Origin of the sequence: Halogeometricum pallidum JCM 14848 (genome assembly GCF_000337095.1) — an archaeon.
Lineage (GTDB): Archaea > Halobacteriota > Halobacteria > Halobacteriales > Haloferacaceae > Halogeometricum > Halogeometricum pallidum.
The window spans coordinates 1-21,335 of record NZ_AOIV01000011.1 but is presented as its reverse complement, the minus strand read 5'-3'; the positions used below and the strand labels follow the sequence as shown (position 1 = coordinate 21,335).

The window sequence follows — 21,335 nt, the reverse complement described above, 5'->3', positions numbered from 1 at the left end:
CAAATGCGTTATCGAGCCGGACGGTCGGCGCCGAGCGACGTCCCAGTGGTGACGACGAGGGCGAGAACGCCGGCGGTGAGCGTCGCGACGAGAAGTCCGAGCCCGAGGGATGTCGTCGCACCCGCGACGCCTCCCACGGGATAGTAGTTCAGGAGCGCGTTGCCGCCCGCGTGCAGAAGCATTGCCGGCAGGACGCTCCCCTCGACCCGGTTCGTGAGCCACGTCAACAGAATCGAGAGTTCGACGAGCTGGAGCAGATAGAGGCCGAGCGGAAGCGTGTGCTGGATGGTTCCCGGAATGACTACCAGCGGGAGGTGCCAGCCGGCCCAGGCGATACCGACGAGGAGCCCCGCTGTGAGCGGACTGTACGCCTCTTGGAGCGCCGGCAGGAGGTACCCGCGCCAGCCGGGTTCTTCCAGACCGCCGCCGAACAGGAGGATGAAGCCGAGGAAGAGCGGGTACTCGATAACGCCGGGGAGCACGTCTGGCGTCACGGCGCCATCGAAGAGGACGACGTGAACCACGGCGGCACTCAGAAACAGGGCGACTGGAAACGTGAGCGAAAGTACGTAATACCGCAGCGAGACGTGAATCTCGAAGATTGCCCGAAGCCACTCCTTCAGTGACCGACCGGAGACCCCAACGAGGATTGTACTCGCGGCGAACGGTCCGAGCGCGCCGAGAACGAACAGGACCGTTCCTGTGAGCGTTGACCCGGACTCGCTAATCGCCCACACGCTCCACAGCGACCACGAGATAGTGTACGTGAGGGCGGTGTACCCGAGGAATGTCGCTCGGGACGACCAGTCTGCGACAGCGGTGGCGTATGATCGGGGCGGCATTCAGTCACCCTCGATGGTTTGTGGCGCGACCTCCGTCGCGCCGGGACGATAGTAGTGCATGGGCTCGGGCGCTCAGGTCATAGAGCGGTGTGTGCATGCTCAGGTTCCTCTCGAGATGGTGACGGGCTCGAACCGCTGAAGACCGAAGTACGTGTTCAGGACGGCGCCGAACCCGACGACTGCGACGACCAGTTGTGCGATCCCGCCGAGGTACGGTACGAATCCGAGGAGTTCGAGGACGAGCAGAAACGCAGCTATCCCGGCGAGCGTCGCTACTCCATCGCGCTCGATTGGAAGACGCGTCCCGATAAGGTACCCGAACACGGCTTGGCCGTAGAGAACGATGAAAAACTCGACGATGAGCCCGACGATCGCGACCGGGAGCAAAATGAGGGTGAACGCCATATAGACGAAGAGTACGAGGAGGGTCGTTGCGCCGAGGCTGCCGACAACGGCGTTGACGAGAGCGTGCTCGGTGATAGCCGCGCCGACGTTTTCGATAACGAGCGGGTGCCGTTCGACGAGCCACCACCCGAACGCGCCGAGAACGAGGAACCGCAGGAGGAATCCTACGACCCGCTGAGCGGGCGAACTCGACCGGGTTGGCGGCTCAAATTGCGAGATCTGCCCGACCGAAGCATCGGAGCTGACCGTAGCAGACCCCGAATAGGTCTGCAACGTTCCGGTTACGGTCGCGCCGTCATTGACCGAGAGATTCCCGGCGAGGAGCGTCACGTCGCCGTCGACCGTCCCGTCGATGTCTGTGGTGCCACCGATCACGTAGACGTTGCCGTCGACGGTCGCGTTCTCGGGCACGGTAGTAGCTCCACCAGCAACCACGTGGACATCCGCGAGCGATTCGATGTCGTGGTCACCCTGGAACGTCACCGACATCTCCTGGACGTCGCTGCCCCCGATGGAGATCATGAGAAGGACGACGATGAGGAGCGGGATGGCTTCCGTCGGAGTCATCCACTCGCACCTCCGTTCTCGCGAGCGAGTTCGATCATCCGTCTAGCGTACAGCCCTACGGCGAGCCCGAACAAGAGGAGCAGGGAGAGCGCCTGCACTACGTTCAGGTGGGAGAGAAGCGTGAGGTCGACCGCTTGGAAGTACAATGCGAGTGCGGTGCTGGAGAACGTGGCGAGCCATCCGGCGACGCCGATTCCGATTGCGGAGTGGGTGCCGATCGTCTCGGGCGTCGAGAGGTCGGGCCAGAGTGCGAAGTTCAGCGTCGTGTAGAAGCTCACGGCAATAGCGTACAGAGCGGGATTTAAGGGAGAGGCCTCTTGGCCGGCAATAGTCGGGAACAATGCTGCGAATCGGAGGTCGGACGTGTACATGACGTGTGTGAGCGCGAACAGTGCGAACGTCCACAGGAAGACGCGCGAAAGCGAGTAGTTCGCGTAGATGACGCCGGCCATCACTGCACCGATAACGTGTGCAACGGCGATGAACAGCCGCGTCGAGAGATCGGTCGATTGCCAGGAACTCAGAAGGAGCGATGGGGTGTCGATGATCCGGAGGAAGCCGAGGCTATCGATGAAAAAGACGCCGAACATCAAGACGACCGGGACGGCGAACGCGAGACTCCGCGTTTGAATCGGGTCCCCATAACAGAACCGCCCAGTGCCGTACGTCTCGTGTTGCGTCCCGAGAGTGTCGAGTATCGCATCGAGGCGGTTGAAGCTGGTAAACGAGAGGACGCCGAGCACGAGGAGGCCCGGCGCCATCGCGGCGACCATCAACTGGCTGAAGACGTCGACAGACCAAGAAAGCGGAATCGCGTTCGCTAGAAAGTACGCAATTGCCGTGATCCCCGCGGCGACGTACCCGCGGTCCGGCACGGGAACGAGGTCAATCGCGAGCGAGAACGAGACGGGAAATCCGACGCCGAGTCCTATCGACGCGAAGATGATCCACGCCCCGAACGCGGGAACGGTTCGAATCATCGGAGCCACGACTGTGAGCGCGAACTGGACGCAGACGACGCCGAACAGGAGTCGGAGCTTCGTTCGGAGGTTCGTGCTCCACCCGCGTCGGTCCATCGTCATGCCAGTCGCGGCTGCGACAACGAGCGTCACGAGCGCCAGCGCCGCCATCCACATCGAGACGGCAGTCTCGGACATACCAACGAGGCGCGTGCCGAGGTCGATGAGCCCCAACTGCACGAACGTGATGTTGTAGTAGTACCCGGCGACCATCAGAGCGACGAAGAGACCGTACCCGGCTACCGTCACCCACCGACGCTCCCGAACGTGCGTGCTCAACTCCATTTAAGTCGTCTCGGCTGTTCGTGAACGCGGACGACCATTAAACGCGGCGTTGCGGGCAGTCGAACCCACCGTCATCGCGTTGCTTCGATCTACGATCACCGTCGCCGCCGGCTTGAACGCTCTTCCGCTGTCAGCCCCTCCGCAACAGCTTCGACGAAACCACACTGAGAATCCGCTCGTATTAACGATCGTAGTATCATGCCCAACGATAGTACCCGACAGTGCCCAGACGACCGGACACCAATTGTCGTTGATCGAAACGGCATACGAGGTCACTATACCCGCCTTATGGTGTGAGCGATCTCAGTACTCCTCGCTTAGTCTGTTCGTAGTTCCGTTCCGGCATGCGTCTGGGTTCTGGAGGACCCGCGGGTGATTGCGCGAATGAATCGAATCGTGAGTCCGAGACCGATGAGACTCAGGACGCCAAACAGCACGATCTGGGGGAGAGGGACGGATTGACCGCTCTGGAGCATGAATGCAATCATGGCGAGCACCGCGAGACCGAGGGTGGTGCCTTTCACGAGGAGGACGGCGGTGAAGACGTAACCCCACGCTCGCCGCTTCCAGAGGAAGACCGCCGAAAGGGCGAACGACGGGACGACGATACCGAGATCGAGTGACTGGATGACTGGTACGGGAAGCGTCGTTTCGGCGATGCTGGGGGGTCTCGTTCCAGCGAGGCTCGCCGGGCCGACCTCGGCGAGCCACATCAGTGCCACGAGTCCGGCGACGAGTGCTTGGAAGACGATGTATCCACGGATCGGATGACCGTCGAGTGCTTCCTTCAGGTCTGTTGGATCGGTGCGAGCGACCCCGCCGATGAGCGTGAACAACGTCAGTGCGAACAGTGCGACGTAGACGAGATAGAGCTCGTTAAACGCCGTGAGCAACGCGTACGAGGCGTACGTGTAGAGAAGGTAGCCGGTGACACCGAGCCAGACGATGTAGCCGCGGATCGACCCCCGATATGCGTAATAGAGGGCGCCGGCGAGCACAGGAACGGCGACGACGAGCGTCAGCAGATCCTGCCCGTACAACTGCGGGAGGAGGACTTCGGCGTCTCGGTAGAACTCGGGAACGAACAGTCCGACGACCGTCGCGAGAACCGTGAGAAGGAGGGTAATCGTTGACGAAACCAAGTACGGCCGAGTGAGGCGTCGAGGTGATCGCACCGCGGTCATTCCGGCGAGTCCTCCAGAGTGTCCGGCACGACGCCGAGACGGCCTTCGACAAACGAGGCGACATCCGCTGCGAACGCATCGACCGCGTCCCAGTCCGTGAACTCAATGTCGCCCGTCGGGTTCCGATCCTCGACGAGGAGGTCCTTCGCGATTCGCTTCATCATGAGGCGTTTGAGAAACCCGTACACGGAGAACCGAAGCGCGCCACCGAACTGTCCGATTCGATCCGGATGCCACCCGGTCTCAGTGAGGAACGACTCGACGTACCCTGCGGCTTCTTCGTGTTTCTCCTCGTTCGCCGAGGAGAGCGAAACCTGGAAGAACGCGGTCGGCATCTCGGACAGGGCCTCTCGATTGTCGGTGACGAAGTCACGGACCTCGTCTTGGTGTTTGCCCACGTGGATCGACGCACCCACGATGGCGGCGTCGTACCCTTCCAACGTGAACGATTCTGGTCGGTCGCGCACGTCAAGAACGCTCGTCTCGTGGCCGCGCTCTCCGATAGTCGCGGCGATCCGATCTGCGATCTTCGCCGTTTGGCCTTCTCCCGTTGCGTAGGTTACCAGAAAGGAACTCATCTGTTCTCTAACCTCAGCAAGGACGTTCAGCACGGTACTCAATAAAGACGGGTCGGACCCAATCCCGTTCGAGTCGTGGCGTGCTGGAGGTATCGGGTAGCACCAAAAAAACCGTGTTCGCAATCGGCGCTCAGGCGGGAAAGCACTCGTCATCAACCGTCCGGTTTTCGTCGTACCGGACATCGTTCAGCCGCAGAGAAGCGATGCGAACGATTTTGTGACCCTCGTTCGAACTCGCCATAGGCCGACCCTTCCAACAACGGCTGTCTTGGAACGAGAGCGGTTGTAGTTTGTCCAGTTCGAGAGCGTCGATCTAGACCAGTTTCAAGCCGGTGAAATCCGAGTGCCCTCGCATCAGAACTCCGTAGAGCGCTCTCTCAGACCACCGCGACTTGGACGAGCGAGAGCGCGACGAGGGGGACGTGAAAAGAGGCGTGAGCCACCATCGCGGCCTCGAGGCTCCGTCGCCAGTAGAGCCATCCAAAGAGGATTCCTGCGACCGCGTTCAGGAGAACCGTCCGCGCGATCAGTGCTGGGGTGAGATCAACCGATTGAGCGAGTGCGGGGAGGTGACCTAAGCCGAATAGGATGGCGGAGACCAAGATTGCAGCCCACATGACAACCGGTCGTGGGCCGTCCGTCCGACGGCCGGTAACGCGCCACCCGACGAACGCGAGCACGGACATGAGTCCGAACCGGAGCATGAGTTCCTCGGTGACCCCTCCGTGACATCCTCCCCGTCGTAAACGACGGGGCTTCCCGTACCGCAGTTGGGATATTTGCTGGTCTACGACACGACTTGTTCTCTCGTGCGAAACGTCCCGCTCTCGCGGTCGAACAAGTATGTCGATGGCTGTGCCACNACGACGGGGCTTCCCGTACCGCAGTTGGGATATTTGCTGGTCTACGACACGACTTGTTCTCTCGTGCGAAACGTCCCGCTCTCGCGGTCGAACAAGTATGTCGATGGCTGTGCCACACAGCCGTTACTCCTATCCTCACCATGAGGACTCGGAGTTATCTTCTGACGCATATTCTCCGCCCCGTTGCAATCCGCATTCCCGACTAACCCGCACGACGAACAAACGTACAGGCCACGTTCGACACGGTTCGACTTCGTGTCGTCACCACACCATGAACACGTCTTCGAGGTGTTCCACTCGTTCTCTTTCAGTACTTCGACGCCACGTATCTCGCCTTTGTATTCGAGGTAGTGGTGGATGCGGTCAAACGCCCACGTATGCAGTTTCTTGTTGCCGGTCTTCCCCCAGTCAGATTCGCGCACGTCTTCGGGCCAACTCACCGCGAGTGTGCCCACACCGCGCTCGACACACTCCGTGATGATGGCGTCCGTCAGTGTGTGGTAAAAGTGGGTTTCGCGGTCTGCGAGTCTCCGACGTGCCCACATCGACTTCTCCGACGGACCGTTCTCGCCCTCAGTATCGTACTCTGCTCGCTTGAAGTAGTGCTTGTCTTGTTTGAGCGAGTTGCCGGGGTACAGAACGTATTCGTCGGGAAATGCGACTGTGGCGATGTTCTTGATGCCAAGGTCAATGCCAGCAACACCTTCGCCCGCGGAGTCGTTGGCTTCGAGTTCGACTTTGCAGACGAAGTGGAGTTCCCACTCGTCGCCGTTCCAGACAGCGCGAACGTTTTGCACGGAGTTGACTTCTGAGAGGTCAACGTCGGGGCGCGTTTGGTACTCGCAGAGCAGGAAGTCCGACCAGTACTCCTTGAGGTTCGAGCCTTTCGAAAGTCGAACTCTGTTGTTCTTGGGGTCGTGTTTGAAGCCGTCTTCTTTGAACGTGACCGTGGAACGTGGTCTTGTGTCTCCGTGTTTGCGGTAGCCGGGTGGATTTGCCTCGTCAAACTTGTGTCGCAGGTCGAACCATGACTGGAAAGCGTCGGATAGTTCTTCGATGACTTTCTGACTGGATTGCGCGTTCAAGTCTTTCCAGCACGCTTGATTCTTCATATACGATTTGAGCGGGCCTTCGTTGGGAATCTCACCGATTTCGTCCCAGACTCGGTCCGCTGTCCATCGTGCGACGTTCCAGATTTTGGAGGCGGAGTCTCCGAGCGAGTCGAGGCTATCGCAGACCTGCCGGTGGTTCTGAATGGAACCAACGTAGGTGCGCGTGACCTCAATCGCCATACATAGTCTATGTAAACAAACCTACTTAATGAGTAGGATTAGCGCTGAATATCCAGTCTGAGTGCCGTCGGTGGACTGTGAGGGAATTGTCGGATTCACTCCCGCCGTAAACGGCGGGATTCTCTCCTCGAAGAAAGATAGCGACCGTCGTGATCACGAGAATGGTCGTGGAGTCGCCGGCGCCGATGACGTCGAGTGGGAGCGGGACGAGTGTGCTGTTGGCCGTATTGAACCCGGTGTGTGCGAGGGTGGCGAGCAGGACGCTCCCGGTCTCGTTGTAGATCCACGTCAGAATGAACGCGACCCCGACGATGTTCAGGATGCGGACCGCGGTCGTCGGAGCGAGTTCGACGAACGACGCCAGTCCATGAAACTCGGTGGTGCCAGTTGCCAGCAACGGGAGGTGCCAGAGCGCCCAAACCACGCCGAGGATGACCGTCGCTGGCACGGGCGCGTACTGTTCTTGGAGCTTCGGGAGTGCGAGTCCTCGCCAGCCGGGTTCCTCGTTCCCACCACCGATGAGTGCGATAGTGACGAACGAGACGAGGACGAGCGAGAAGCGACCGGGGAGCACGCCGGGGTCAACGGACCTGCCGACGGCGGTGAGGCCGACGCTCGTCAATACGATGACCAGAAGTGGGATGGTGAGAGCAGCGATGTACCACCGCGGCGCGACGCGCCAGTCGACGATCTGGTGTGCCCATGCCCGGACCGAATCGCTCCCGAGCCACGTGACGACGAGGGCTGCGAGGAACGGGCCGTAGCCACCGACGACGAATCCGAGAGTTCCGATCGGTTCGGACAGTTCCAAGACGGGACCGATCCACGCTATCCAGGAAATAGCATAGGTAAGCAGGAAAAACGTCACGACAGGGTGGGCATCGACACGCTCGCGAATCTGCTGTCTCATGGTTCGATACTCCGAGGGTCGATCGTTGCTTCTGGAATCATGTTTCTTGGATCTACAGCGGCAAAACACCGAGCAAGGAGAGTTGCCAAGCGAACAGGAGCGCGAGTGCCGTCACTATCGAGTAATGCAGTCGAGCGGGGCGGCTCCAGTAGTCCTCGTGCCACGCGAACCCTGTCGCGACGACGGCCCCGATAGTTCCGGCGAGAGCGAGGTATCGGAGGACCTTGCCTGTCCGAAGTGCTATCGACGGTGAGGCAGCTTCGGCGTTGAAATTAATCCAGGCGAACAAGAATATCACCAGAACGGTCAGCCAGAGCAGACTCACCACGCCGAGGAGCCATCGGGCTGACCGTTCGCGGTCGCTCGGAACGTCACTCGCTCGCCATCGTCGCCACACCGGCCCGCCGAGCCAGAGCAGCAAGACAGAGAGGAAGGCCACGACGCCCGCGCCGAGAACAGACTGGAGTACGGTGAGGCTCTCGTACCATGGGACGCGTTCGTACGTGGCCGGTCCGAAGGAATGGCGGAACATATGTGTCGCGCGCCCGTTCTCGCCGAACTGGAAGACCAGCATATCGCTCCCTCCGATCTCCTCGTAGACGCCGGGTCGTCGCTCGACCCACCGGCGAGTTTCCTCCCCCAACGAGGAAGTCGTCAGATACCCCTCGTCGGTGACGCCGACGGTGTACGTCCGTGTCATCACGCCGAGGACGCGCTCCCACGAGGATTCCGAGATGGTCAGCGACCGGTAGTCACCGGTCAGTTCGCGCGCCCGTTCAGTGGCACCAGTTGGTGGCTCCACGACCGGCGTGTCCGACTGTGGGTAGTACCGGTCCGTGAACGCCTGGAGAAGTTCGAACCGGGCGAGAGCCCCGCCGGGACTGTTGTAGACGACGAACAGCCCGGTGTCGTGCTCGGGGTAGAGCGCGAGAAGACTCTTGAACCGGGGCGTATCACCCCAATGGCCGACGATGCGCTCGTCGTTGCGGTCCATCTCGATGAATCCGTACGCCATCCCGTTGAGTTCCGGAACCTCCTCGGACTTCGTGAAATGTCGACGATGCATCTCGCGGACTGTCTCGGCCTCGAGGATGCGTTCAGAGCCGTAAGAACCCCCGTTCAGGTGGGCAAGCATGAACTGGCCCATATCGGTCGCGGTCGTGCGAAGCGATCCGCCCTCAGGCGGAAGCGTCCAGACTACGGGGTCGTGAGCCTGATACTCGCCGTTCTGGTAGGTGTATCCGATTGCGCGCCGTGACTCCAGCCGGGGCGGAAGCGGCTGGGCGTAGGTCGTATCGTCCATCGCCAGCGGCGTGAAGATGCGGTTGTCGACGAACCCTGTGAAACTCTCCTCGGACTGCTCGGCGAGGACGTGGCCGGCTAGGGCAGTCCCGTAGTTCGAGTACGAGACGAACTGCCCCGGCGGTCTGACCCGTGCTGGCTGGTGGTCGGCGAGGATGTTTTCCATGGGTCGTTTCTCGTTGGAGTCATCTGCGACCATTCCCGAGAAGATGTCTTCGAAGCCTGCCGAATGGGTGCCGAGGTGTTCCAGTGTGACGGGCTCGGGGTAGGTGTCCGGAACGCTGACGGTTGAGTCGGTCAGGTAGTCGTTGATGTCACGATCCAGTTCGAGTCGCCCGTCTTCGACGCCCTGCATCACGGCCGTCCACGTCACGAGCTTGCCGGTCGAGCCGATGCTAAAAACGGTCTCGTCGGCGTCGACAGGCTGCTGGGATGCAAGGTCTGCGTACCCGTAGCCTTTCGTCAGAACCGCCTCGCCGTCGCTGACGACGACCACGGCCGCGCCCGGGACGTGGTACTCTTCCAGTTGGCGGGCCATCGTCTCGTCAAGCCACGCCTCGGTCGCCGTCTGATTGCTCAGTTCGACCTGACCGGAAAGGCTATCAGAGGAGAAGACGGCGAGGATTGCTGTCGTCCCAATCGGCGTGCTCACGAGAGCGACGACTAGGGTGACCACAACGACGGAGTGGACGTACTGATGTTTCACGGGATCTCTTTGTTCAGTGGCTGATTCGAGTGTGGTGCATGTATCGAATGACTGCGAAACCGAACCTGCAACCGTCGTGTTGGCTCGCCAGTCTACGGTGACTCATACCGGCTCTTGCACGTCGCTGGGACGCTCGCTCTTTTCGAGCAGGTAGCCGCCGAAGGCGACCATCCAGAGCATCACGGGGTAGACGATCATTCGCTCGGTCCCACCGTGGCCGATGGAGCCGAACGCCGCAGCGTTACCCGCATCACCGAGGGCCATCAGAACGACGAAGACGAGGCCAAGTGCCCCGACGAGGACGGACAGCGCTCGCATGATCCCTCTGAGGTAGGTCCCGCTCCCGATGGCCTGCACGTTGAAGAACACGAACGCGAGCAGTGCGGCGAGACCGTGGATACCACCGGTGTTGAGCGGGAAGAGGCCAGCACCGATTGCACCGATGCCTGCCAGCGCGAAGATGGCCAGCAACCAGCGCTTCCCGTGGGCTCGGTAGAGGAAGTACCCACCGAGGAGATTGCACACGCCCACGACGACCAGCGAGACGTTGAACAGGAGTGCCGTCTCCGGGAAGACGCCGAGGTCACTAATGGCAGCCGCGCGGAAGTCATAGCCGGGGACCATCGCCGCCGCGAGCATGATTACTGTCATGAACTGTGCAGCGAGTGTGAAGAAGAACACACCAGCCAGTGTCTGGGAGTCGAACGTCACTCCCCGAATGGAGAATACTGGTTTCGTCGAGGTTTCGAGTTGGCTCATACATTATTCACCCACCTAATGTTAGATAGAGTATAGCTTAAATCGAGAGGGATATTTCAGTCGAATGAGAACAAACGGCAATACCGAACGGATCGGTTTGGCACACAGTAGATCATTCCGATGGTTCACGAAGGCAACTGAAGGTGAGGACACCGCAGAAATGGTCGACATCACCGGCGACCACGGCGACGACTCCAGCGAGATGCTCTGCGAACTCTGACGCATTCGAGAACTGTTAGAGCAGGTGCGAACAGCGTAGCATCAGTGACGGGGCCATCCTACTAGACGAGAGACACCCGTGTTTTTATTCAGGTGACAGTAGACCGTACAGGAGAGCGATCACGAGATGGCAACCACCGACCGATTGGAAACGCTCGCACAGTCGATTACACCGTGGGGGTTTCCCGTTCTCTATCTCGGATGGGCGTATCTTTTCTGGGCCCCCATCTTTGGCTCGGAAACCTCCGTCTGGGAAGGGACAAATCTCCTCCTATTCCTCGTCGGTGGCGCGAGTCCGCTGCTCGCCGGCCTGACGATGGGCTGGCTCACGGGCGGTACCGAGCGCGTTTGTGACCTCGGTCGTCGGCTCGTGGACGTCGGGCGAATCTCCGCGAAGTGGTGGCTCGTCATCCTCGTATTCTGGCCGCTCTTCAATCTCGTCACGGCTGGGGCAGCAATCGCATTCGGCGTCACGGATCGGCCGATCAGCGTCGTCTGGGAAATCTTGACCGAACCCGCGACGCTCGGGTTCATGCTGGCACTCGGACTGTTGTTTCCTGCAATCGAGGAAATCGGGCTCCGGGGCTACTACCTCGACCGGCTTCAGGAACGGTTCAGTCCGGTCGTCGCTGGAATACTCAACGGGGGTACCTGGGCCATCTGGCACGCGGCGTTCGTCTTCTTTCCCGGATACTACGCGAACACCAGCTACGACCCGGCACTCTGGTGGTGGATGCCGAGTATCGTCCTGCACACGCTGATTTTCGTCTGGATTTACAACAATACGGAACGGAGTATTCTCGCCGTCCTCCTGATCCACTCGCTGATGAACCTGACCGGTGAGTTCCTCGGGTTGGCAGACGAGATGTTTCCGTTTCAGCTTCCTGCTCTCGTGTTCGTTGTATCCGTCCTCATCGTCAGTGGGCGATTGTCTCGTGCATCCATAGCACCCAAACCGTCACGATAAGCAAGCGGCGAGAATTCCCACAAAAGAGCACTGATAGCGTAGGCCATCATTTCGGAGAAAGTTCGTCCATAGAATCCTAGGACAGGGAATTGATTCCGCTTTCGAAAATGTAGCCACAGATCTCTTCTGACAGTTCGTTGTGCTCTATCGCGGTGGTAATCGATGGTTGACGAGAGTGGGTCTCGCATTCGCACATCAGGATTGTTCCGCAATTTCGAGGGAGTGGGTTCGGAGTGTCCCATACCTACATCGTCGAGGGGCGATAAAGATCTCCCACGCCGCGTTCGCTTTTCTTGCCACCTCAAAGAGAAGGTGGAATAGAAGTGTTCGTGAACAGGCTTTATTGAAACCAGCAATAGCTGATAGTCTTGCGGGGAGGACACAACCGAAGTACACCGCAGATCCGTACACACAAATCTATTTTGATAGTGACTATCTCTGTTATTTATCAGCGGGGAGCACCCTACCAAGTTACGCTGTGACTTGACGCATCGTAGAGTGCTATGACTTCCGTGAATCCACAAGTAAGTGCGAACGAGAGACTAGAAGACAGTTCTGGCGCTATCGGACGTTGGTGAGTGTACTTGGTCGCAGTCGCGGGAACGTGGGCCTTCTGGCTCCCAGCGATCGGTCTCGGTGTGAGATTCGACAGCGCCGCGGGGCTCGCGTTGCTCCTCATTGGTCTTTCCGTCCCTGGAGCCCTTGGTATCGCTTTCGTGTACCTAACCTATGACGAACGTGGCCGGACCGATTTCTGGAACCGCGTTACTCAACCACAGCGCTTCGGAATTCTCTGGTTCGTCGTGATTCTACTGGTTCCTCTGGGTATTAGCGTTCTCGCTGGCGTCCTGGATCTGCTGCTCGGCGGAACCGGACCTACGTGGGGCGAAGGCGTAACCGAATTCAGCGTCGATCCCCTCGCGATACTTCCAGCGTTGTTCTTCACGACTCTTCCACCGATCCTCGAAGAGTTAGGATGGAGAGGATACGCGTTGGACCGACCGCAACTGAAGTGGTCGGCGTTCAGCGCGAGCGCTGTTTTAGGCGTTGTTTGGGCGCTCTGACACCTCCCTCTGTTCTTTATTGAAGGGTCGTACCAACACGATTCCGTCGGCTTCGCGACCACTGAATTCTGGCTGTTTATGACAGGAATTGTCGCACTCTCGTTCGCTTTCACGTGGGTCTATAACAATACCGAACGCAGTGTTCTCGGTATCATCATCTTACACGGATGGGTGAATTTCACGGAGAAATCATCGTCGTCCCCGACCCTGCGTATTACGCCCTCTGGTTGGTACTTGCGGGTGTAATCGTTGTAATCTGGGGTGCACAGACTATGACCGGTGCCGACGAGGTCCCTCGGCCTCCCCTTCCCTCCTCCCGATAAGGTCCGGTTATCGTATCTCAGTAGGTGGATAGCCGGCCTCAACGTGACGTTGTTCCTCCGCTGAGAGGGTCCTGTCCTCTCGGTCTTTCTTATCCGACCCTTGACGGATCAACGCACCGGACGGGCAAAGAGAATGGCTCACGCAAAGAAAGCATGCTTTCGCTGCACGGATTCGGAACCACGTCGGGGAGGGAATCCCTCTCTACAGGAAAGATGCCGTGCCTTCTATCCAATCTCGTTCTGTGGACAAAGGCTGTAGAGGAGAATGTGATTCGTCCCACACTTTATATTTAGTATGACTTCTTGTATCTGTCACCAAATGAGTATTTTAGCAGAGTCCTTGAAACAAGTATCCAGACATACCTTTGCCTGAATGATTTAGAAGACAGACTATCGCCAGCTTGTCCACCCGCCGTCCACAACGAGCGATTCACCGGTAACATAACTCGCCAGATCGCTCGCGAGGAACGTGGCGGCGCCGGCGATATCTTCGGGTTGTCCGTATCGGCCAAGCGGGACCATCTGGGTGAACTGCTCGGCCTGCGCGGCGGCCGCCTCGGGATCCGTCGCCTCGCCACCGATCATCGTCTCGATGCCGCCGGGATGGATGGCGTTGACACGGATGCCGTGCTCGCCGAGCTTGTGCGCGAGAGAGTAGGTAAGCATGGTCAATCCACCTTTCGAGGCGGAGTAGGTCGACCAGTTCCCGTTTCCGAACAATCCTGCAATGCTGGAGATGTTAATAATGGACCCAGCACCGTTAGCTGCCATCCGCTTTCCGGCAATCTGCGATCCGAAGTACGCACCCTTGAGATTGATATCCATCATCTGCTGGAACTGGTCTTCGGTGACGTCAAAGAACTCCTCGGCGCGCCAGATTCCGGCGTTGTTCACCATCACGTCGACGCCCCCGAACTCGTCGGTCGCCTCAATCACACTCTCCAGATCCGCCCGATCGGTGACGTCACAGTCGACGAACACCGACGACGCGTCGGTCGTTTCTTCGATCGCCTCGTGAGTCGGTTGGCCTCCTTCCTTCGGCTCCTCACGAACGTCGGCAACGACGATTGCGTTGGCGCCCTGCTCCGCGAATCCAAGCGCGATTCCGCGACCGATACCCGAACTTCCGCCAGTGACGACCGCAATACGGTCCTCGAGGAGTGACATAACTCTAATACCTCACAGAGAATAAACACGTCATCGGAGTTAAATCCGTAGGATTTCTCCAATCCGCGTCGACCATACGTAGCTATCAGACTGAAGCGATCGGCGGTAGTTTGAATTCCCCACTGTTGGGGATCTCTAAAGCGTCCCGCGTGACGCGCTCAATGCGGACCCGGACGTCCTCTGTAGTGGAGATATTTCTCGTTCGCTCCGTCAAATCAGCGGCTGCGCCGTTGAACGGTAGTCCGTTGAGGCACCAGCTCATCTGCGGGCCTCGGTACACAGCAACGTCCTTCGGGGTCGGTAGCTATTACGGATGGTGCACCGAACTCTAAGAGATAGCGGATGAGAGTAGTACGCCGTGGCCAGATTAGCGAGAGCGACCCCGACGTTAATCAGTTAGGTGATGCAATCACTCACCAATGGCCAATGTGAGGCGGCTCGTGCTGGATCTGTTGAAACCGCATGAGCCAGACGTTGTCACGTTCGCTGAATCGGTCGCCGACTGTGACGGTGTTGCCGGTATCAACGTCGTCTTGATGGAGACTGACAAGGAGGTTCAAAACGTGAAGCTGACTATCGAAGGGGACTCCATTCCAGTCGACGCCGTCCACGACATCGTTGAGGACCTCGGCGGAACGGTGCATTCTATCGACGAGGTGGTCTGCGGGGAGTTCATTGTCGAAGAAAGCAAAACGCCGCAGGATTGAGCACGTCATGATCTCCCGTCTGAAACGCCTGCTGAGAGCGCTAGAGCGCGATGACGTCCGCTCCATCTCGCGGCGATATTTCATCTCGAACGGCTTCGACGGCGCACTCACCAGCGTCGGCGTCGCTGTCGGCTCGTATCTCTCGGGCGTCCCCGACGGGCTGACCGTCTTCAAGATCGGTATGGGTGCCGCGATCGGGCTAGGCACGTCCGGGGTCTGGAGCGTCTGGGAGATCGAGCGCGCGGAGAAACGAGCCGAGCTCAAACGTATCGAACACGCCATGTTGACCGACCTCAACGAGACACGGATTCAGCGCCAAAAGGCCGGCGCCCGTCAGGTGAACGCGCTGATGAGCGGTATCGGTCCGGTCATCGGGGTCGTCTTCCCGATGGCTCCGTTCCTCTTCGAGGAATCGCTCTTGAGCATGCGCGGGGCCACGTTGGGCTCCATCGGCGTCGCCGTCGCCATTCTCTTCGTGTTCGGTGCGTACCTCGCCGACATCTCCGAACAGAACTGGATCGTGGCCGGTGCCCGGATGGGTCTAGCTGGCATCGTCGTCGCGTTGCTGAACATCATCCTGCCTGGGTAATATGGCCTGGCACGACCACCCTCTCGATGTCGTATTCGAGAACGTGGCCAGCGACGCTGACGGCCTCTCGACCGAGGAAGCCCGGCGGCGGTTCGAGGAGTTCGGCGCTAACGAGATCACCAGCGAGGAAGGTCGGGGAGTTCTCGAGGTCCTCGTCTCGCAGTTCACCAGCGGTCTAGTGCTCGTCCTCGTGGGCGCCGCGGTACTCTCGGTCGCCGTCGGGCACGTCGTCGACGCTATCCTCATCACGGTTATCCTGCTCGCCAACGGCATCTTCGGGTTCGTTCAGGAGTACCGCGCCGAACGGAGTCTCGAGGCACTTCGGGAACTGGCCGCCCCGAGCGTGATGGTCTACCGGGACGGAGCGCGACAGGATGTTGATATCAGCGAGGTCGTTCCCGGAGACGTGCTGGTGCTCGAACAGGGTGACGCGGTCCCGGCAGATGCTCGGATCGCAGAGTCGGCGAGCCTGCAGGTCGACGAAGCACCCCTGACCGGCGAGAGCGTTCCCGTCGAGAAATCCTCGGAAGAACTCGACAGTGAGACGCCGCTGGCCGAACGCGAGAACATGGTCTACCGAGGCACGACCGTCACTCGCGGCCGGGGCGAAGCGGTCGTCGTCGAGACCGGCATGGACACGGAGATGGGGACCATCGCGACCGAACTCTCGGAGGCCGAGACGCGCCAGACGCCGCTCCAGCGCGACTTGGACCGGCTTGGTCGGCGGATCGGAATCGGCGTTCTCGTTCTCTCGGCGCTCGTGATCCCCTTCCTGGTGTTTCGCGGTACCGCGCTGTTATCTGCGGCACTGACAGCCATCTCGCTCGCTGTCGCCGCCATCCCTGAGGGCTTGCCGGCAGTCGTCACGCTGACGCTGGCCCTAGGCGTCCAGCAGATGGCCGACGAGAACGCGCTCGTCCGGACCCTCCCGGCCGTCGAATCACTCGGCTCGGTGGACGTCGTCTGCACGGACAAGACCGGGACGCTCACCGAGGGGGAGATGCGCGTTGCTCGCCTCTGGGTCCACGACGAGGTGATCGATGACGCGTTCGACCCCGAAGACGACCGCGTCGGAACCCTGCTCCGAGTCGGGGCGCTGTGCAACGACGCTGATGACGAGCGCGGCGAACCGACCGAGCAGGCCCTGCGTCAGGCCGCCATCGACGCGGGTATCGATGTCGACGCGCTCCGGAACGACACTCCCCGCGAGGACGAAGTTCCCTTCTCGTCGGACCGCAAGCGGATGGCGACCGTTCACGCCGACCGCGTCCGCGTCAAGGGCGCTCCCGAAGTCGTCCTGGAGCGGTCGACACGCGTCTTGACCGCCGACGGCGTCGCCGAGTTGGATGAAGCGACTCGAAATCGGATTCGAGAGCAGGTCGAAATGTTCGCTGACAGCGCACTGCGCGTCCTCGCGTTCGCCGACAAGCCGACCGACGACGGTGGCGACCCCGAGGAGAACCTGGTGTTCGTCGGTCTCCAGGGACTCATCGACCCGGCCCGACCCGAGGTCGCAGACGCGATCACCGAAACCCACCTCGCGGGTATCGACGTGAAGATGATCACGGGCGACAATCGCCGAACTGCGCAGGCCATCGGACGCGAGGTCGGCATCGAGTCTGACGTCTTGACCGGTCCCGAGTTGGATGCGATGGACGACGCCGAACTGCGCGAACGTGTCGAAGACGTGGACATCTACGCTCGGGCGACGCCCAGTCACAAGGTGCGCATTCTGCGCGCGCTGCAAGACGATGGGCGGACGGTCGCGATGACGGGCGACGGCGTCAACGACGCACCCGCACTCAAGAACGCCGACGTCGGCATCGCCATGGGCGTTCGGGGCACGGACGTCGCCAAGCAGGCCAGCGACATCATTCTCCTCGACGACAACTACGCGACCATCAAGAACGCCATCCGACGCGGACGCACCATCTTCGATAACGTGTGGAAGTTCGTCGCTTACCTCCTGTCGGCTAACCTCGCGGAGGTACTGCTCGTTTTCGTCGCGTCCCTCTTTGGCTACCTCATCCTCCCCGCTGTCCAGTTGCTCTGGATAAACCTGCTAACCGATGGGCTCCCGGCACTCGCGCTCGGGGCCGACGCCGAGTCCAGCGACGTGATGCGTCGGGAACCCCGGGCGTCCACTGATGGTATCATCGACCGACCGATGACGACGCTTATGGGCGGCGTCGGTCTGACGACCACCGTCGTCCTCCTCGGCGTGATGTTCCTCACGCTACGCGGGGCGCCTGAGGTGACACCGTACGTCATGACGATGGTGTTCACCGGGTTCGTCGTCTTCGAGTTCGTCAAACTGTACGTGGTTCGCTGGTCCCGGGGGACGCCGCCGCTCACGAACCGCTGGCTAGCGGGTGCTGTCAGTGCATCGTTCGCGCTCCATCTGTCGGTACTGTACACACCACTGAACCAGTACTTCGGGACGGTTCCGCTGGGTATCGACGATTGGGGACGCCTCCTCGCGGCACTCGCCGTTGCCGTCCCCGGATTTCTCGGCGTCGCGTGGTACGTCCGGCGGTCGACCCGCGAACACTGGACCACGCAGAACCGAACAGGTGACGAGCCACGCCGCGGAACGGATGACGAACGGCCGAGTGGAACGACAGAACGCGACCGAGATGTTCAGTGAACCATAGTCACCTCTCTGATTTTACCAGCCGACAATAGATCGGGTTGGTTCTCGGTTCAGCGTTGTTCATCGGTTTTCTCTTGTTCCACCGTTCGGCATCTCCTCGTCCGCGAATACGGCACTCGCAAGTACGCTCTGGATTGTGGTCTAGTTGCTGATTGAAGCGATTTCGATTTCGGCCACGAGCCTCCCTCCCATCGTCTCTTTTCCCCTGACCGGCGTCGTCGATATCCGGCGGCGACGGCGTATGCCGAACCGGTCGTGTTTCTGCTACTCGACGGCTTTCTCTTTGCACTCGGAATCGAACGCTGGGGGCACCACCACCGAATCGCACTTACGTCTCTCTGGCTTCCCATCGCATTCGCGAGGTATGTTGGGAGTCGTATGGCCCATTCGATGGTTCGTTCTCGCTCGTTCGTCTCGCTGAAATTCAGAGAGACAGCTTACCGCTTGGATACTACACACGGAGTGCGAACTCAGCAGACGCGGCGATGGTTAGCCGGATCGTTGAGGGATGTCGTCCGCCGACGGATGTGTTTGACGCTCCATCGAGCGGAGGTAGGTTACGGCCAGTAGCGCGGATACGAGGATCGGTAGAAACGTCAATCCGGCTGCGAGAGGGCTGACCGTAACGGTGTCGCCTGTTAGAAACACTACTGTCATGACACCGATTGGCGCCGCGAGCGTTCCGCCGAGAACCAACTCGATCCCGGCGAAGACGTATCCCCAAGTACGCCCCTGATACAACCACGTCGCAGAGAGGAGGATCGACGGTACCACGACGCCGAGATCGATGACGTGGGTCGCCATCGCCTGCTGACCGGACTCGTCGATGAGACTCGGCGTCGTCCCGTCGAGGAGCGGCGGGACGACGTCCGACAGCCAGAGCGACCCCAGACCGAGTCCAATGACAGCCAAGGCTCCGCTGTACAGTAGTACGTTGATATTCCCCTCCAACGTTCGGCGGATTCTCTCCGCGTTGGTCGAGACAACACCACCGACGAGCGCGAAGAGCGAGAGCCCGAACAGCGCGACGTAGACGAGAAATAGTTCGTTGAACGGGATCTGAATGGCTATGCTAGCCCACATGTACGTCATGTATGCTAACCCACCGAGCCAGACGATTCGTCCCCGCGGCGAGCCCCGCGCTGAGTACCAGAGCCCGGCAGCGAGGACAGGAATGCCGACCACGAGGATCGTAAGGTCCTGTACCTGATATGCTTCTACAAGCTCCGGACGTGCTCGATAATGGCCAGAACGGAACAACCCGAGTAGTGACGAACCGGCGGCAAGAACGAGGATGGCGACCGTCGAGCCGATATGCCATCGGTGGAGTTGACCGGTCATTGTGTTCACTCCATGGAACAGTGACGACGAAAGAATTTACCCAGAGCGGTCGCCGGTCCCTCGGGTTGTGAATGCTCGCTCCCACCGCTGAGTAATGAGGCGAACGCTGGTATACGATACGCAAGCACTGTTGCTTAGTTTTTAATTGAGTTGGCTATTCACAGGGAGTATGAGCGCTAAACAACGGCCAGCGTACTCTAAACAGAGTGACAAACCACGGATTGGTACGTTCCTCTTACTAACGTTCGGCTGGTCGTGGGGGTTCTGGGGACCGAAAGCCCTCGTAGCCCAAGGACTCATTGAGAATATCCCTGTTCTCCCCGAGTTGGGTGCATTTGGCCCGACCGTCGCTGCATTCATTCTCGTAACGTACGCGAACGGCACAACCGGGGCTCGACACCTCGCTCGGCGGGCGGTTCGCTTCGACTTCCCGAAACGCTGGTTGCTCCCGGCGCTGTTCCTCTCTCCTGCCATCGTCTTCATCTCAGTTGGCGTCGCCATCACCACTGGCGCTTCGCTCTCGTTTCCCTGGACGGATGATCCGATCGTCCTCCCGATCGCGTTCGGTGTCATCTTCTTTCTCGGTGGACCTGTTCAAGAAGAGTTCGGCTGGCGTGGCTACCTCCTCGACCCATTACAAGAGCGGCTTTCGGCGCTTGGCGGCGGTCTCGCTGTCGGGTTCGTCTGGGCGATCTGGCACGTTCCACTGTTTTTCGTCCCGAGCGAAACGATCTACTACCAGAATCCGTTTATCGGGTTCGCGGTCTCTATCACGCTACTCTCAGTGCTCATGACGTGGGTGTATAACAACACGAACGCCAGCCTTCTCCCCGCTCTTCTGTTCCACACCTCGTTCAACTGGTCTCAGGGAATGTTTCCGATACTCGACTCCGATCCGGCGAGTCTCGCGTTCGTCGGACTCCTCGCGTTCACAGCAGTGTCTGTCGTCGTCTATTGGGGACCGGCCAGACTAACTCGGACAGACCACTCTTAGTCCCTCTCGGATGCACGCAGCATGACAAACCGCTGGTACACATCCTTTCCGCGAATTTATGCTCTCTGCCGTGATCTGTCACGTATGACCGCCCGTACGATCACACTCGGAACGGCTACCGCGATCACCACGTTCCTGTTGGCCGGTGCCGCGACGATCGAACTGTTGGGGGCCGGCGAGGCTCCCGGAATCGGTATCATCGGTGTTCTCGTCGGCGTTATCGTCGGAGTGCTGGCGGGCGGGATTGTCAGTGCGTACGCTGACCGCCTCTCCGGAGTCGCTACATCGGTACTCGTCGCCTACGCGACGTTTGGCGTGGCATTCGTCGCAATCGCCGGAATGAGTTACGTCAATGTGCCGTATGTCGATGACGTGTTCACATTCTCCGTTCACATCGGCGTGAGCATCGTAGTCGCGGTCATCGTCGGCCTGTTGGCCAATCGCGGAAAGCCCAGCGAAGGGGCGACAACCACCTAACTACGGCCCCGAGCGGGGTCGAACTCTGACCGATACGCTCTCTTTCGTCGCAGATACGTGCGCTCGGGTTTGGTGATGGAAGCAGAGTCAATGCTGGATATGGAACCCGTATACCGCAACAA

At 59.9% G+C, this 21,335-nt stretch carries 20 protein-coding genes and 1 pseudogene; 8 read left to right on the top strand and 13 right to left on the bottom strand.

Going from position 1 to position 21,335, the window contains the following annotated elements; genetic code table 11:
- Positions 1–8: 8 nt before the first annotated feature.
- The 11 genes and pseudogenes from C474_RS06310 to C474_RS06265 form a co-directional block, all read right to left on the bottom strand.
- Complete coding sequence (locus C474_RS06310) at positions 9–842, bottom strand: CPBP family intramembrane glutamic endopeptidase (protein WP_008385030.1); 834 nt, start codon at positions 840–842, stop codon at positions 9–11.
- A 99-nt stretch (positions 843–941) separates the two neighbouring features.
- Entirely contained in the window at positions 942–1,814 is an 873-nt protein-coding gene (locus C474_RS06305; protein WP_008385027.1) for a bactofilin family protein, read from the bottom strand.
- Positions 1,811–3,118: an MFS transporter gene (locus C474_RS06300; RefSeq protein WP_008385026.1), complete on the bottom strand. Its 1,308-nt coding sequence runs from the start codon at positions 3,116–3,118 to the stop codon at positions 1,811–1,813. The genes C474_RS06305 and C474_RS06300 overlap by 4 nt, the downstream gene beginning before the upstream one ends.
- A 317-nt stretch (positions 3,119–3,435) precedes the next feature.
- Complete coding sequence (locus C474_RS06295) at positions 3,436–4,302, bottom strand: hypothetical protein (RefSeq protein WP_049916766.1); 867 nt, start codon at positions 4,300–4,302, stop codon at positions 3,436–3,438.
- On the bottom strand, positions 4,299–4,880 hold the full coding sequence (locus tag C474_RS06290; protein WP_008385022.1) for a flavodoxin domain-containing protein: 582 nt from the start codon (positions 4,878–4,880) through the stop codon (positions 4,299–4,301). The genes C474_RS06295 and C474_RS06290 overlap by 4 nt, the downstream gene beginning before the upstream one ends.
- A gap of 377 nt (positions 4,881–5,257) precedes the next feature.
- Positions 5,258–5,650 carry a CPBP family intramembrane glutamic endopeptidase gene (locus C474_RS06285; RefSeq protein WP_275039807.1) on the bottom strand — a complete coding sequence of 131 codons (393 nt, stop codon included), beginning with the start codon at positions 5,648–5,650 and terminating at the stop codon, positions 5,258–5,260.
- Between the two features lie 17 nt (positions 5,651–5,667).
- Positions 5,668–5,742: pseudogene (locus tag C474_RS23485) on the bottom strand (RNA-guided endonuclease TnpB family protein); the annotation flags it as partial.
- 42 nt (positions 5,743–5,784) lie between these two features.
- Positions 5,785–7,035: an RNA-guided endonuclease InsQ/TnpB family protein gene (locus C474_RS06280; protein WP_008385018.1), complete on the bottom strand. Its 1,251-nt coding sequence runs from the start codon at positions 7,033–7,035 to the stop codon at positions 5,785–5,787.
- Positions 7,036–7,060: 25 nt separating this feature from the next.
- Positions 7,061–7,945 (bottom strand): CPBP family intramembrane glutamic endopeptidase, encoded by an 885-nt coding sequence (locus tag C474_RS06275; RefSeq protein ID WP_239640382.1) that lies wholly within the window; start codon positions 7,943–7,945, stop codon positions 7,061–7,063.
- A 52-nt stretch (positions 7,946–7,997) separates the two neighbouring features.
- Entirely contained in the window at positions 7,998–9,953 is a 1,956-nt protein-coding gene (locus C474_RS06270; RefSeq protein WP_049916764.1) for a serine hydrolase domain-containing protein, read from the bottom strand.
- 102 nt (positions 9,954–10,055) lie between these two features.
- Entirely contained in the window at positions 10,056–10,664 is a 609-nt protein-coding gene (locus C474_RS06265; protein WP_008385013.1) for a DUF998 domain-containing protein, read from the bottom strand.
- Between the two features lie 145 nt (positions 10,665–10,809).
- On the opposite strand from C474_RS06265, the gene C474_RS23270 reads away from it, so the two are divergent.
- From C474_RS23270 to C474_RS22990, 3 genes are all read left to right on the top strand, one after another.
- Positions 10,810–10,932, top strand: a complete 123-nt coding sequence (locus tag C474_RS23270; protein ID WP_275039805.1) for a hypothetical protein — start codon at positions 10,810–10,812, stop codon at positions 10,930–10,932.
- Between the two features lie 126 nt (positions 10,933–11,058).
- On the top strand, positions 11,059–11,898 hold the full coding sequence (locus C474_RS06260; RefSeq protein WP_008385011.1) for a CPBP family intramembrane glutamic endopeptidase: 840 nt from the start codon (positions 11,059–11,061) through the stop codon (positions 11,896–11,898).
- 578 nt (positions 11,899–12,476) lie between these two features.
- Positions 12,477–12,962 (top strand): CPBP family glutamic-type intramembrane protease, encoded by a 486-nt coding sequence (locus C474_RS22990; RefSeq protein ID WP_008385009.1) that lies wholly within the window; start codon positions 12,477–12,479, stop codon positions 12,960–12,962.
- A 713-nt stretch (positions 12,963–13,675) separates the two neighbouring features.
- Here the strand turns inward: C474_RS22990 and C474_RS06250 are convergent.
- Complete coding sequence (locus C474_RS06250; RefSeq protein ID WP_008385008.1) at positions 13,676–14,452, bottom strand: SDR family oxidoreductase; 777 nt, start codon at positions 14,450–14,452, stop codon at positions 13,676–13,678.
- 419 nt (positions 14,453–14,871) lie between these two features.
- On the opposite strand from C474_RS06250, the gene C474_RS06245 reads away from it, so the two are divergent.
- From C474_RS06245 to C474_RS06235, 3 genes are read left to right on the top strand one after another with little or no spacing between them, the layout of a single operon-like run.
- Positions 14,872–15,159, top strand: a complete 288-nt coding sequence (locus tag C474_RS06245) for a DUF211 domain-containing protein (protein WP_008385007.1) — start codon at positions 14,872–14,874, stop codon at positions 15,157–15,159.
- Positions 15,160–15,166: 7 nt separating this feature from the next.
- Positions 15,167–15,748, top strand: a complete 582-nt coding sequence (locus C474_RS06240) for a VIT1/CCC1 transporter family protein (RefSeq protein ID WP_008385006.1) — start codon at positions 15,167–15,169, stop codon at positions 15,746–15,748.
- A 1-nt stretch (position 15,749) separates the two neighbouring features.
- Complete coding sequence (locus C474_RS06235) at positions 15,750–18,395, top strand: cation-translocating P-type ATPase (RefSeq protein WP_008385004.1); 2,646 nt, start codon at positions 15,750–15,752, stop codon at positions 18,393–18,395.
- 495 nt (positions 18,396–18,890) lie between these two features.
- Here the strand turns inward: C474_RS06235 and C474_RS06230 are convergent, their stop codons facing one another.
- Positions 18,891–19,742 (bottom strand): hypothetical protein, encoded by an 852-nt coding sequence (locus C474_RS06230; RefSeq protein ID WP_049916763.1) that lies wholly within the window; start codon positions 19,740–19,742, stop codon positions 18,891–18,893.
- Between the two features lie 169 nt (positions 19,743–19,911).
- Between C474_RS06230 and C474_RS06225 the strand changes: the two genes are divergently transcribed.
- Positions 19,912–20,736 (top strand): CPBP family intramembrane glutamic endopeptidase, encoded by an 825-nt coding sequence (locus tag C474_RS06225; RefSeq protein ID WP_049916762.1) that lies wholly within the window; start codon positions 19,912–19,914, stop codon positions 20,734–20,736.
- An 84-nt stretch (positions 20,737–20,820) separates the two neighbouring features.
- Positions 20,821–21,213 carry a hypothetical protein gene (locus C474_RS06220; protein ID WP_008385000.1) on the top strand — a complete coding sequence of 131 codons (393 nt, stop codon included), beginning with the start codon at positions 20,821–20,823 and terminating at the stop codon, positions 21,211–21,213.
- The last annotated feature ends 122 nt before the right edge of the window (positions 21,214–21,335 follow it).